Below are 13230 nucleotides of genomic sequence, written 5' to 3' on the forward strand. Positions count from 1 at the left end.
GTTATTTCACCTCGGCGTTGGAGAAGTCGAATTGCTCGAGGTCGATGCCGAGCTCGGCGCAGGTGGGCCAGTCGGCGGGGATGGCGGTGCCGCGCAGTTTCCCGTGGTCGGCGGCGATCGCTACGGCCTCAGTGCCGAGGCGCACCCGATCGGGACCTTCCGATAGCGCATAGGCGATGAGCACGTGGACGCACTTGACGCGATCGGGCATGCCGCCGCCGGAGAAGTCGGTGCCGAGATCCTCGATAGCGTTGCGCTTGGCGAGATAAAACTCGTGGGCGCGGCGATAGTCCGCCGCGAGGTCAGCGTCGCTGTCGAGCCGCGCGGTCATCCATTTCATCACGTGCGCCACCTCGAGCCGCGAGGCCTCTGCGGTCAAGCGCGGGTCGGTGAGGTAGTACAGGGTGGGAAAGGGAGTGCCGTCTTCGAGTCGCGGCGCGGTTTCGATGACCCCGGGGGCGCCATCGGGGCAGCGGTAGGAGACGGCGCGCACGCCGCGGGGGCGGCGGCCAAGCTGGGTCTGGATCTCGTCTAGATCTGCATCGCGTACGCTCATGCGCTCTAGTGTCTCACGATCCAGGGCGCGGAGTTAATTCTGTGGCGGTGCGGCGGGCTCGGCGTCGGCGGGCTGAGGTTGTTGCTGTGGTTCGAGGGGTTCAAGCGGCAAATTAGAGATATTGGGCTCGTCCGCGCGATCGCTGTCTACGTCGTGATTGAGCTCCACTAGGGTGGCGCGGGGGTCGGTGACGCTGTGCCACAGATCGGTGTACCAGGTGTGGTTCTCGGCGCGCTCTTCTGCGCTTGTCGACGTCACCCCGTCGCTGGGTGTGATGGAGGGATCGAGAATACGGAAGGGTGTTTCCCCTTCTGCGATGGCGCCGAGGCGGCGGCGAATCTGCTCGTCTTGGTAGGCCGGAGAGTTGTTTTTCTCCAATTCGTCAAGCAGGCGCTCCTTTTCGGCTTGTTTGGCCGCGATGGAGGAGTTGAGATTGGAGATATCGGAGCGCTGGTCAAAGTAGGTGCGCAACGGCAGCACGATAAGCCAGAGCGCGAGCAGCAGGGCGACGACGAGCACGACGATCCCGACAGGGCTCATGCCGCGGGTCACCGAGGTGCGGGGCAGGCTGGCGCTGCGTGTGGGGGTGGCGAAGTGTGCCTTGTTTTTCACCGGTACCGATCGCGGGGTATCTCCTGTGGCCATAATGCGCCTAAGTTTAGCCCCACACAGCACACCGCGCCCCACGCGACACCCAGTGTGGGTGCCGGCCGTGGGGCGCGGTGGTGATCAGCGCGGGTGAGCGCGCGCTCTGCGGCGTTTATGCCTGGAAGCGCGGGAAGGCGCTGGCGCCAGCGTAGACAGCGGCGTCGCCGAGGATCTGCTCAATGCGCAGCAGCTGGTTGTACTTAGCAACACGCTCGGAGCGAGCCGGGGCACCGGTCTTGATCTGGCCGCAGTTGAGGGCCACAGCCAAATCGGCGATGGTGACGTCCTCGGTCTCACCGGAGCGGTGGGACATCATGCAGCGGTAGCCATTGCGGTGGGCCAGCTCGACAGCGTCGAAGGTCTCGGTGAGGGTACCGATCTGGTTCACCTTCACCAGCAGCGCGTTGGCGGCCTTCTTGTCGATGCCCTCCTGCAGGCGCTGCGGGTTGGTGACGAAGAAGTCGTCGCCGACGACCTGAACCTTCTCGCCGATAGTGGCGGTGAGGTTGGTGTAGCCCTCCCAGTCGTCTTCCTGCAGCGGATCTTCGATGGAGACGATCGGGTACTGCTCGATGAGCTCCTCGTAGACCTTGGCCATCTCCTCGGCGGTGTGCTCGCCGCCCTCGAAGTGGTACTTGCCGTCCTTGAAGAACTCGGAGGAGGCAACGTCCAGTGCCAGGGCAACGTCCTTGCCCGGGGTGAAGCCGGCCTTCTCGATGGCCTCGACGATGAGGTCGAGGGCAGCCTTGGTGGACTCGACGGAGGGAGCGAAGCCGCCCTCATCTCCCAAGCCGGTGGACAGGCCCTTCTCCTTAATAACCTTCTTCAGAGTGTGGTAGACCTCGGCGCCGATGCGCAGGGCCTCGGAGAAGGTCTCGGCACCGATCGGGGCGATCATGAACTCTTGGACGTCCACGCCGGAGTCGGCGTGAGCGCCACCGTTGAGGATGTTCATCATCGGCACGGGCAGAACGTGGGCGTTCGGGCCGCCGACGTAGCGGAAAAGCTCCAGCAGGGAGGAGTCAGCGGCAGCCTTAGCCACTGCCATGGACACGCCCAGAATGGCGTTGGCGCCTAGACGGGACTTGTTGTCGGTGCCATCGAGCTCGATGAGGGTCTGGTCGATCAGGCGCTGGTCATCGGCCTCGAGACCAGCGAGAGCGTCAGCGATTTCCTCGTTGACGTTCTCCACTGCCTTCTGCACACCCTTGCCCAGGTAGCGGTCACCGCCATCGCGCAGCTCGTGTGCCTCGTGCACACCGGTGGATGCACCCGAGGGCACATCGGCGCGACCGTGCGAGCCATCATCCAAGATGACCTCGCACTCAATGGTGGGGTTACCGCGGGAATCAAGGATCTCGCGTGCAAATACGTGCATAATCTCAGCCACTATGGCCTCCTAAGCCGTTAGACAGATTGCTGGGGTGTGGAAATGCGTGTGCGATCTTTCCACCAACATGCCCGATTCTAGCGCATTTTTGTGACATACGGACCCAAAACCACATGTTTGATGTCCGATAGCCAACATTTCTGCAGGATAGGCTGCGAGATGGTTGCGAAAGTCACGCTTCACCGCTCAATTGTGGCACGAAATGCGCGCCCCTGCCGTCGCAGGCGGCAATGTGGGAACAAACTCACACCGCTAGAGCGCCGGCTGCCCCAAGGCATAGGAGGCGGCGGCATCGCGCACCCGCACCAGATAGTCATTGGACATGTTGTAGGAGCGGATGCCATCGACCCAACCCTCTGGGGTGGCCAGATCGCGGCCATTCGAGCAGAGCAAGGTGGCCGAGCCGAGAGCGGCGTCGTCGATCTGATGCGGATCCGCTACCCCATCGCCATTGGCGTCGCGCCCATAGCGGCCCCAGGATTCGGGAATGAATTGCATCGGGCCCACGGCGCGATCCCACTGGGCATCGCCGTCGATCTCGCCCTGATCGGTATCGGGAATCTCCGCGAAGCCGGGCGAACCATCGAGCGGCACGCCGATGATCGGCGGGGAGACCACGCCATCATCGCCGATGCTGGAGCCGCCGAATACCTTGCCGGAATAGGTGCCGTGGCGGGTCTCCACAAAACCGATACCGGCGAGGGTATTCCACTTCAGGTGGCACTCCGGCCAAGAGGCGGCAGCGATCAGCTCCGCATTCGCATAGGCGCGCAGCGCCGGGGCGGGAATGGACATCTCCGCGGCCAGCGGATCGGCCCAGTAGCCGAGCTTGTCGGAGGTGCGCCCGGCATCATCGATATTGATGGCCGGCACTTCCGCCCCAGCGGCCGGCGGGACGTTATCGGGCACGGGCCGCAACTGGCGGATGGGGCTGGCACCCTCCAAGAGCGATAGCGCCCACCCCACCACGGCGATCACCATGATGATCGCCAAAACCGTGCTGCAGCCGCAGCCGAGCGCGCGTCGTCCTCCAGTAGCCATGGACGTTTAATATACAGAATCGCCCCGCTCGCGGCGCTGCTCCGTCTGCTTACCCTGCTCCCACAAGTTCTTCTGTTCTTCCACGGCAACGATCTCGGTGGTGCCATCGAAGAGATAGGGGGCGCGCCCCTGTAGTTTCTCCACGAAGGCCTGGGCTACCTCCACCATGGAAAAATCCCCGCGGCGGCGGGCCAGCTCGGCGTGGAACAGGACTTGGAGGTAGACATCGGCGAGTTCCTTCTTTAACTCCTCCGCGCTGGCCTCGCCACGCTCCCAGGCGACGACCGCGGCGATGAACTCCTCGCTTTCCTCCCGCAGATAGGGCACCAGTGAGCTATGGCTTTGGCTGCGCTCCCACTCTCCAATATCGAGCGCCCGCTCCATCACGGCCATGGCGTGCGTGCTGGGGCTGGCGCACACCCGCACCGGCGCCTCCGCTGCGGGCTCCGCGCCGAGGGCGCAGAGCTGGGAGCGAACGCTGCTGGGCAGATGTGCGTCGATAAGCACCGGCCCTTTCAAATCTGCGATGTACTCCAGCGGTACAGCAAAACCATTATCGGCATCGAGAACAATAGTGCGCATGGCCTCACCGTACCGCGTTACCCCCAGACGGAAACCCGATGCTTCTTAGTTTTCCGGCAGCGTGTTTTAGGGTATGTGCGTGACCAATACATCTCAGCCCGTGGTCTCGGGCACGAACTCTCATCGGCCGACCGTGCGCGTGTGGACGCTCGTGTCGCTCATTATCGGCTCCACGATCGGAACCGGCATTTTTGCTCTGCCGCAAAATGCGGGTTCTGTTGCGGGGCCCGGCGCGATGCTCATCGGCTGGGCAATTGCGGGCGTGGGCATGCTCTCGATTGCCTTTGTGTTCCAGATTCTGGCCGTACGTAAACCACATCTTGATTCAGGCGTGTATTCCTACGTGCGTGCCGGTCTCGGCGATTTCGTCGGCTTCGCCTCGGCATGGGGATATTGGCTGGGCTCCGTGATCGCCCAAGTGGGTTACGCCACGTTGTTTTTCTCCACGATCGGCCATTACGTGCCGATCTTTAATGATGAGCACCGGTGGATTCAAGCGGTGGCCGTATCCATCATGACCTGGGTGATCTACTTCGCCCTCACTCGCGGCATCAGACAGGCAGCGGTGCTGAATATGGTGACGACGGTGGCAAAATTGCTGCCGATTGCCGCTTTCATTCTGCTGGTGGCGTTTGTGGGCTTTAGCTGGGACACCTTCACCCTCGATATCTGGGCACGCGAGGGCTCGGTGGGGTCCACCATGGATCAGGTCAAGGGCATCATGCTCTTTACCGTGTGGGCCTTCATCGGCGTCGAGGGCGCCAGCGTCTATTCCAAACAGGCCCGCACCCGCTCTGATGTGGGCAAAGCCACCGTCTTCGGCTTCTTCACGGTGCTCGCCCTGCTAGTGACCGTAGCGACCCTCTCCTATGGCGTGTTCACCCAGGAGGAACTGGCGGCGCTGCCGGATAACTCCATGGCCAGCGTGCTGGAGGCCGTGGTGGGCCCGTGGGGTGGAGCGCTCATCTCACTGGGACTGTGTCTGTCGGTGCTGGGCGCCTATGTGTCGTGGCAGATGCTCTGTGCCGAACCGATCGCACTCATGGCCACGGACGGGCTGCTGCCCAAAAAACTGGGCGCTGTCAACGATCAGGGTGCCACGGTGTGGGCGCAGCTCGTATCCACCGTGGTGATTCAAATCTCGGTGGTTATCTTCTTCGTTAATAAGACCACCTACGTGTCCATGGTGCAGCTGGCCACCATGATGTACATGCTGCCCTACGTGTTCTCGGCTATCTATTTGCTGCTGCTGACCACCCGTGGCCGCGGCGTGGCACACCCGCAGGCCGGTATCCGCTTCGATGATTCCGGGCCGGATATTGCGGCACACGCGAACAGAAAACATCGCATGGTGGCGCTGATTGCCACCGTGTATTCGCTGTGGCTGTTCTATGCCGCCGATGTCACTTACGTGCTCTTCGGCGCGCTGCTCGTCATCCCTGGGCTGGTGCCGTATGTGTGGACCCGAAAAGCAAGCGGCGATCGGGTGTTCAACCCCGTGGAATGGGTGATTGTGGCGCTCGTTATCACCGGTGGCGCAATCGCCATCTACGGGCTGTCCACCGGCAGCCTTTCGCTCTAGCGCTGCCCCACCGCGCTTATCGACGCCTCCCCGCAGGAACACATATCCTGCCGGGGAGGCTTTTCCCTGCTGCCGGTGGCGCGGCGCCGCTTCTCAGCGCAAACGGTATTTCCGCCGCCTAGCTTCGCGCTTATCTTCGATATCCATCTGCTCATCGATCTCGGCGGCGGTGCGCGTGCCGCCCCGGCCCGCCCGGCGCCGCCGCGTCCCGGCCGCGGGGGCACCGCTACGTGCAGCACGGCCGCCCTCTGCGGTGGAGCTGCTCACCACCGGAGCGACGGTCTCCATGGCGGATTCCACGCCTGTGCTCACATTCACCCGATCCAGCTGGAACATGGTGGAAAGGAAATCCGCCACCCATTGCACAAGCTCGACATCGCGCAGCTGCGGATCGGTGATGGTGCGCCCCGCCTTGGGCAGCGGCACCATCACGGCCTTGGCGGCGGCGCGATAGGTAGAACCACCATAGAGCCGCTTGAGCCGCACCTGCTGGGAGTCTTTGAGTTCCACGGGGTGAATCTTGATGCGATTGCCCTGGACCACGATATCGGCCACCTGCGCACGGGCAGCCACCCGGCGCAGCCGTGCCATGGTGAGCAGGCGCTGGACCTCCACCGGCGGCTGGCCGAAACGATCGCTCATATCGTCTACGGCGCGGCCCAGCTCCTCCTCGGTGTTCGCAGCGGCAATAGTGCGATACATATCGAGACGCAGCCGCTCGGAGTTGATATAGCTATCGGGGATGTGGGCATCCACCGGCAGGTCGATGCGGATTTCGGTGGATTCCTTCTCGGTAGCGTCGAGGGGCTGACCGGAGGCGAGAGCACGGAAGGTCTCCACGGCCTCGCCCACGAGCCGCATATACAGATCGAAGCCCACACCGGCGATATGCCCGGACTGTTCGGCGCCGAGCACATTGCCCGCGCCGCGCATCTCCAGATCCTTCATCGCCACGGCCATGCCCGCACCTAGGTCATTGTTGTGGGCGATGGTGGAGAGCCGGTCATAGGCGATCTCAGTGAGCAGTACTCCCTTGGGGTAGAGGAAGTAGGCATAGCCGCGCTCGCGGGAGCGCCCCACACGCCCGCGCAGCTGGTGCAGCTGCGACAGGCCCATATGGTGGGCGTTTTCCACGATGAGGGTATTGGCATTGGCGATATCGAGGCCGGTTTCCACGATCGTGGTACACACCAGCACGTCATAGTCGCGATTCCAGAAGCCCTGCACGGTTTGTTCCAGCAGCTGCTCGCTCATCTGGCCGTGGGCAACCACGATCCGCGCTTCGGGCACGAGATCACGCAGCTCGCTGGCGCGCTTATCAATATCTTTGACCTTATTGTGCACGAAGAACACCTGCCCATCGCGCAGGATTTCGCGCCGAATCGCCGCCGCGATCTGCTTGTCCTCGGCCGCGCCCACATAGGTCAGAACTGGGTGGCGATCCTCGGGCGGGGTGAGGATGGTCGACATCTCCCTGATGCCGGCCATGGACATCTCGAGGGTGCGCGGGATCGGGGTGGCAGACATGGTGAGCACGTCCACGTGGGTGCGCAGGCCCTTGATATGTTCCTTGTGCTCCACGCCGAAGCGCTGTTCCTCGTCCACGATCACCAGCCCGAGGTTCTTCCAGGTCACACCGGTCTGCAGCAGGCGGTGGGTGCCGATCACCACATCTACCTCGCCGCTGGCCAAGCCGCTGATGATCTCCTTCGCCTCCGCGGTGGAGGTAAAACGCGATAGCCCACGGATGGTCACGGGAAAGCCCGCCATGCGTTCTTCGAAGGTGGATAGATGCTGCTGCGCCAGCAGCGTGGTGGGCACCAGCAACGCCACCTGCTTGCCATCTTGCACGGCCTTGAAGGCGGCGCGCACCGCCACCTCGGTTTTGCCATAGCCCACATCGCCGACGACCACACGGTCCATCGGCACCGGCTTTTCCATGTCCTCCTTCACCGCCTGAATGGCTAGCATCTGGTCCTCGGTTTCGACGAAGGGGAAGTTATCCTCCATCTCCTTTTGCCAGGGCGAATCTGGGGCGAAGGCATAGCCGGGGGCGGCCTGGCGCTTGGCATAGAGCTCAATGAGTTCGCCGGCGATCTCGCGCACCGCGGCGCGCGCCTTGCGCTTGGTGTTCTTCCAGTCCGAGCCGCCCATCTTCGACAGCGTCGGGGTCTCCCCGCCCACATACTTACTCAGCAGGTCGATGGAGTCCATGGGCACATAGAGCTTATCGGCCGGCGCGCCCCGCTTGGAGGAGGCGTATTCCAACACCACATACTCGCGCCGCGAGGTGCCATCGCCGGTGGTGATAGTGCGCTCGGTCATCTCCACAAAGCGGCCGATGCCATGGGTGTCATGCACCACATAGTCGCCCTTTTTCAGCGCCAGCGGATCCACCCTATTGCGCTTTTTCGCTGGACGACGCTTCGCCCCAGCAATATCCCCCACGCGGTTACCGGTGAGGTCTGTCTCCGTGATCACCACCAGATTCGGGCCGTCAAAGACCACACCGTTATGGGCGAAGGCCTGATAGAGCGTCACCTCGCCATCGCTCGGCTGCCAGCCGGGGGAGGCCACGGTGGTGCGGATTCCCTGCTCCTTAAACCGCTCCCGCATGCGCTTAATCGCCCCCTTGGCCGGGGCAATATAGGCGACCTTACCGCCGGCGAGGGTATGCGCCAGCAGCTTTTTCATCATGGACTCAATCTCTTTGAGATCACCCCGCGGCTGCGGCGGCAGCGACAACTCCACAGGCAGGGTGAGATCCTCGCTGGCCTCCAAAATCCCCGGTTCTGCCGCGGTCCAGTGCGGCTGGGAGTGAGCGAGCATGGCGTCGTGAAGCGCATCGATGCCCACATAGGAGCCTGCCGAGAGGTCCAGATCGGCGCTGGCCACCGGTGCTGTGCCGCCCATTGCGGCCACCTCCCACCCGGCGGCCAAAAACTCTTCATCCGTGGCGATGAGATCGCTGATACGGGCCATGATTTTCTGCGGCGCCAGCTCCAGCACATGCCAGCCACTGCCCAAGACCTGCGGCAACGGCACTAGCTCATGCGGGCTAAGCACCGGCAGCAGCGCCTCCATGCCATCGGCGTAGGTGTGGGTAGAGATCTTATCCAGCAGCTCCCCGAGGGCCGGGTGATGCGCATAGGTGCGCGCCAGCTCACGGGCACGACCCGCCACCGCATCGTCGATGAGCAGCGTGCGCGCGGGATAAATCGAGAGCTGCTCGAGCACGCGGTCGGCAATGGCGCGCTGATCCGCCACCGCGAACTCGCGCATCTCGCTAACCTCATCGCCCCAGAACTCGATGCGCACCGCCTGATCGGCTGTGGTGGGAAACACATCGATAATCCCGCCGCGGGTGGCGAACTCGCCGCGGCGAGAGACCATATCCACATGCGAGTAGCCGAAAAACACCAGCTGGGTGCGCAGCTGCTCAAAATCGCATTCCGCATCGGCCTGCAGGCGAATCGAGCGCTGCTCGGTATTCAGCACCGGCTGGCAATAACTGCGCGCCGGGGTGACCACCACGCGATAATCCTGCAGGGTGTCTAGGGTGTGGGCGCGACGGCCCACGATGTCCATCCCGGGGCTCAAGCGCTCGTGCGGCAGCGTCTCCCAAGAGGGCAAAAAGGCCACCTTCTCCCCCAGCATGGCCTTTAGCTCAGCGGTGAGATCCTCGGCCTCGCGGCCATTGGCGGTGACCACCAACAGCCGTGCCTTGTGCGCCAATGCCGCTATCGTCCACGGCCGGGCCTGATCAACGAGCGAGAGGTGCAGGCGCGGATCGCCCACATGGGTGAGTAATCCAGCGAACTTCTTATCCTCTGCGGCCGTGCGGGCCAAGCCGCTGAGCATGGGGGTGGATGATGCGGACGCCTCGTGAGTCACGGCTGGGCGATGCCTTCCTAAAAACGGTGGATGAATTCTACACAGCGCGGTCGCCGACGAGCGCCGCCGTGGGCGCGGCAGGCCAGTCCCCTGCGCTGCCGTGCACCTTACCGCGCTGATACTACTCGTAGGCGAGGTGTGGGCAGCAGCAGAGCCGGCGCGACAGCGCGCCGGTAGCAGGGGGGGGAGTTTCAGGTATCGGGTTAGTCCGCAGCTGGGGTGGAACCTGCCGCAGAGTCTCCACCTGCCGGATTCTGGGCGCCATCGCTGTGGGTACTGTCGTCCTGGGCGGTGCGGCGGCTATGGGCGCGCTGCAGAGCCTCGGGGGTTTCGGTGGGCTGATAGTACTTGGCGTTTTCGCCGACCGTCTTCAGCTCCGGATCGCGCAGGCTGGGATCAGCCACCATGCCGGCCAGGCCATTCCAGCAGAGATTAACGATGTGCGCGGCCACCACTTCTTTACTGGGCTCGCGCACATCCAGCCACCACTGCGCCGTGGAGGAGGCCATACCCACCAGCGCCTGGCCGTAAAGTACCGCCACATCGGGGTTGAGCCCCGACTTTTCGAAAGCACCGGCCAGAATATAGGAGACTTTGCCCACGGTGTCATTGAGCAGCGTGGAATAGGTGTTGTGCTGCTCGGGGTCCACATCGCGGGTAAGGATGGTGAACTCATCGGTGTGGTCTTCCACGAAAGACAAGAAGGCCATCACCGCGGATTCCACCCGGCGGCGGTAGCCGGAACAGTTCAGGGCATTTTCAATCACCGAGCGCATCAGCTGCGTATCGCGGTCCACGACCTCGGCATAGAGCCCCTCTTTACCACCAAAGTGCTCGTACACCACCGGCTTGGACACCCCTGCGCGAGAGGCAATCTCCTCCACGCTGGTGCCCTTGAGCCCGCGCTCAGCAAATACTGTGCGTCCTACTTCTACTAGTTGCTCGCGGCGCTGCTTGCCGGTCATCCTCCGCTTAACCATGCCGTAGAGCCTATACGCTTATGCATCTCTCAGTCTCATCTTTCCCCTCATACCTCCCCCACCAACGATTGGCACGCCCCCGACGCTATGTTGTAGGATTTCTAGCGCACGGCCGTAGGGCATGTGCGTTTCCCCATGGTGTAATTGGCAACACTACGGTTTTTGGTACCGTCATTCTAGGTTCGAGTCCTGGTGGGGAAGCTTTTTTATTTCCCCACCTGAACTGCACATAGTCCGCCAGTCGGAACACATTATGCACCCCCGATCGAGAGGGTTTACCCCCTTTCTTCGCAGAGCTGCTGCACTGCTGCCTTTAGCCGGTGACAGGCTCGATACCTGCCCGGCATGCCCGCGCGGTCCGCACCCCCACGGGCACCACTCACCCATCCCCCCATTCGGGCATAGCTCCCGCTCAGCATCGAGACATATTTTTGCGGCCCTACACACCCACTCTGTAACCTCTGTGACAAGAGTAAAGTCTCATTGAGGTAACACCTGATAAGCTCCCCAGCGATATAGATCAGTGATGCCGCCGACGGGCGGTGCTGATGTTTTCCGTGACCCGATTGGAAAGAACTTCATGAAGTCTGCATCTCAGACCCGCACTAAGGTGCTGTCTCTTGTGACCGCCGCCGCCGCTGCTATGGGAATCTCCGCCGCCCTGCCGGCCCCCTCCCACGCGGCCCCCGGCAATGTCGTCGTGGTTGGCGATTCCATGCCCGCCAATCCGAGCATCGAGGACTTCGTTGCCTCCAAGCTCCCTGAGCAGGCTCGCGTCATCACCCCGAACGCCCACCTCAACCAGGTGGGATGCGGCAGCGATGGTCTTTTCTCCGGCACTTATGCCCGCGTCTCGAACAAGCCCGTGGATGATTTCACCTGCCCCGGCGCCAGCTTCATGAGCGGCGGCATGCGCGTGGACTTCGCCATTGACACCGCGGCACGGCGCGGCAAGCTCAACAACGGCACCTCCGAGGTGGTCATCTTCGCCGGCGGCAATGACACCTACTCGCGGATGAGCAGCCAGTCCCTGCCCGATATTGAGCGCGATCTCTACGGCGCGATCCGCCACTCCATCGCCAAGGCCAAGCGCTTTGCCCCGAATGCCCGAGTGAAGGTCGTCGGCATGCCGCATGTGGCCAATGCGGAAGGCGGCGTGTGCCTGATCAACGTGATCCCCAATGTGCCGCTGGGCATTCCTGCCCGCACCGTCAATGACGTCGAGCGCCACCTGCAGTGGGCACAGGTGAACGCCTCCCGTGATGGTGGCGCCACCTTCGTAGACACCAAGCCGATCTCCGATGGCCACGAAATGTGCTCCAATGATCGCTGGATCACCGGCATCGTGGACACCACCGCCCGCAGCCCGCACAAGCTCATGTTCCACATGACCGATGCCGGCCTGAACGCGGTCGCTAGCCACACCGCCCGCTCCTAATACCCGCACCGGCCCCGCGCGGGCTACGGGTTCTATACACACCAACGCCCAGCCTCTCCCCTGCTCTATCGGGGCGAGGCTGGGCGTTGGCGTATCTTGCAGGCTGCAAGCGCCGAGCGGCTAGAGCTCGGGCTTGTCCTCTACGGCCGCGATGGCCTCGGTAACCAGCTGCCAGAAACGGCCATGGTCCAAGGTGGTCGCGACCTGGGTGGGGCACTCGGGGCCGGCGGGGGCACGGAAATCCACCACGGTCATGCCGGTGGTGAGACTGCCCTGCAACTCGACGTCGATGGGGGCACGGCGGGTGGCCACACACTCGGGATCGATGAGATAGGCGATCGTGCAGGGATCGTGCACCGGCGGATCGTCGAAGCCTTGGTTTTCCCTATAGGCCTCGCGGAAGAAACCGCATAGATCCACCACCAATTGGGAGCAATCGGTGCCCAGCTGCGCGATCTGCTGCTCGACCTCGCGGGTCGCGAGCGCCTGGTGGGTGAGATCCAGGCCCACCATGGTCACCGGCCAGCCGGCGTTGAACACGATATGTGCGGCTTCCGGGTCCACGTAGACATTGAACTCGGCCCAGGCAGTGCGGTTTCCGGTGTGATAGCCGCCGCCCATGAGCACCACCTCGCGGACCTTGGGCACAATGCGCGGCTCTTTGCGCACCGCGAGAGCGATATTGGTCAGCGGGCCGGTGGGAACGAGAGTGATCTCGCCGTCCTCACTGGCCATGATGGTGTCAATGATGAAGTCCACGCCGTGTTGCTCGCCGAGCGGCACCCGCGGCGTGGGCAGGGTGGCCCCGTCTAGGCCGGTCTCGCCGTGCACATCGGCGGCGACGCTCAGCGGCCGCACCAGCGGGCGGTCGCAGCCGGCATAGACCACGGTGTCCAGCCGAGCCGCGGTGGCCACGGAGCGGGCGTTGTGGGTGACCTTCTCTAAGGTCTGGTTGCCGCCGATGGTGGTAATGCCCACCAGGTCGATGGCGGGGTTGCCGCCGGCGAGGATGATGGCCACGGCGTCATCGTGGCCGGGATCGCAATCGAGAATGATTTTCCGTGGGGTATCTGCGCTCATAGTCTCCAGTGTAGGAGTCCCCGCTGCCCCGCGCGGGCG

Annotated in this window: 10 protein-coding genes; 2 read left to right on the forward strand and 8 right to left on the reverse strand. The window is 63.3% G+C overall.

The features are described 5' to 3' along the window. Position 1: 1 nt before the first annotated feature. From GBB11_RS02250 to GBB11_RS02270, 5 genes are all read right to left on the reverse strand, one after another. Complete coding sequence (locus GBB11_RS02250) at positions 2 to 556, reverse strand: DUF501 domain-containing protein (RefSeq protein WP_151548872.1); 555 nt, start codon at positions 554 to 556, stop codon at positions 2 to 4. A gap of 33 nt (positions 557 to 589) precedes the next feature. Further along, on the reverse strand, positions 590 to 1201 hold the full coding sequence (locus GBB11_RS02255; RefSeq protein ID WP_151548873.1) for a septum formation initiator family protein: 612 nt from the start codon (positions 1199 to 1201) through the stop codon (positions 590 to 592). Positions 1202 to 1316: 115 nt separating this feature from the next. Then, on the reverse strand, positions 1317 to 2594 hold the full coding sequence (gene eno / locus GBB11_RS02260; protein WP_151548874.1) for a phosphopyruvate hydratase: 1278 nt from the start codon (positions 2592 to 2594) through the stop codon (positions 1317 to 1319). 252 nt (positions 2595 to 2846) lie between these two features. Next, positions 2847 to 3635, reverse strand: coding sequence for a lytic transglycosylase domain-containing protein (locus GBB11_RS02265; RefSeq protein WP_192796280.1), 789 nt, complete (start codon positions 3633 to 3635; stop codon positions 2847 to 2849). A gap of 6 nt (positions 3636 to 3641) precedes the next feature. Continuing rightward, positions 3642 to 4217, reverse strand: a complete 576-nt coding sequence (locus GBB11_RS02270) for a MazG nucleotide pyrophosphohydrolase domain-containing protein (RefSeq protein ID WP_151548875.1) — start codon at positions 4215 to 4217, stop codon at positions 3642 to 3644. A gap of 73 nt (positions 4218 to 4290) precedes the next feature. Between GBB11_RS02270 and GBB11_RS02275 the strand changes: the two genes are divergently transcribed. Then, positions 4291 to 5799 carry an amino acid permease gene (locus tag GBB11_RS02275; protein WP_151548876.1) on the forward strand — a complete coding sequence of 503 codons (1509 nt, stop codon included), beginning with the start codon at positions 4291 to 4293 and terminating at the stop codon, positions 5797 to 5799. A 93-nt stretch (positions 5800 to 5892) separates the two neighbouring features. On the opposite strand, the gene mfd is transcribed toward GBB11_RS02275, so the two are convergent. After that, the gene (gene mfd / locus GBB11_RS02280; protein WP_151549012.1) at positions 5893 to 9660 is read right to left on the reverse strand and encodes a transcription-repair coupling factor; all 3768 of its coding nucleotides are present in this window, start codon (positions 9658 to 9660) and stop codon (positions 5893 to 5895) included. A 236-nt stretch (positions 9661 to 9896) separates the two neighbouring features. Continuing rightward, on the reverse strand, positions 9897 to 10673 hold the full coding sequence (locus GBB11_RS02285) for a TetR/AcrR family transcriptional regulator (protein WP_225979097.1): 777 nt from the start codon (positions 10671 to 10673) through the stop codon (positions 9897 to 9899). 580 nt (positions 10674 to 11253) lie between these two features. Here GBB11_RS02285 and GBB11_RS02290 point away from each other — a divergent pair. Continuing rightward, positions 11254 to 12111, forward strand: coding sequence for a GDSL-type esterase/lipase family protein (locus GBB11_RS02290; RefSeq protein WP_192796279.1), 858 nt, complete (start codon positions 11254 to 11256; stop codon positions 12109 to 12111). Positions 12112 to 12231: 120 nt separating this feature from the next. Here GBB11_RS02290 and GBB11_RS02295 read toward each other — a convergent pair whose 3' ends face one another. Then, positions 12232 to 13191, reverse strand: a complete 960-nt coding sequence (locus tag GBB11_RS02295; RefSeq protein WP_151548878.1) for a nucleoside hydrolase — start codon at positions 13189 to 13191, stop codon at positions 12232 to 12234. Positions 13192 to 13230 lie beyond the last annotated feature (39 nt).

This window comes from Corynebacterium sp. 74A, assembly GCF_008930665.1.
GTDB classification, from domain to species: domain Bacteria; phylum Actinomycetota; class Actinomycetes; order Mycobacteriales; family Mycobacteriaceae; genus Corynebacterium; species Corynebacterium megadyptis.

What these genes read in the sequence shown, in the direction of transcription:
- GBB11_RS02270 (WP_151548875.1), bottom strand. Translation starts at nt 4,217, where the DNA reads ATGCGCACTATTGTTCTCGATGCCGATAATGGTTTTGCTGTACCGCTG.
- GBB11_RS02295 (WP_151548878.1), bottom strand. Translation starts at nt 13,191, where the DNA reads ATGAGCGCAGATACCCCACGGAAAATCATTCTCGATTGCGATCCCGGC.
- mfd (WP_151549012.1), bottom strand. Translation starts at nt 9,660, where the DNA reads ATGCTCAGCGGCTTGGCCCGCACGGCCGCAGAGGATAAGAAGTTCGCT.
- GBB11_RS02265 (WP_192796280.1), bottom strand. Translation starts at nt 3,635, where the DNA reads ATGGCTACTGGAGGACGACGCGCGCTCGGCTGCGGCTGCAGCACGGTT.
- GBB11_RS02275 (WP_151548876.1), top strand. Translation starts at nt 4,291, where the DNA reads ATGTGCGTGACCAATACATCTCAGCCCGTGGTCTCGGGCACGAACTCT.
- GBB11_RS02290 (WP_192796279.1), top strand. Translation starts at nt 11,254, where the DNA reads ATGAAGTCTGCATCTCAGACCCGCACTAAGGTGCTGTCTCTTGTGACC.
- GBB11_RS02255 (WP_151548873.1), bottom strand. Translation starts at nt 1,201, where the DNA reads ATGGCCACAGGAGATACCCCGCGATCGGTACCGGTGAAAAACAAGGCA.
- GBB11_RS02285 (WP_225979097.1), bottom strand. Translation starts at nt 10,673, where the DNA reads ATGGTTAAGCGGAGGATGACCGGCAAGCAGCGCCGCGAGCAACTAGTA.
- GBB11_RS02250 (WP_151548872.1), bottom strand. Translation starts at nt 556, where the DNA reads ATGAGCGTACGCGATGCAGATCTAGACGAGATCCAGACCCAGCTTGGC.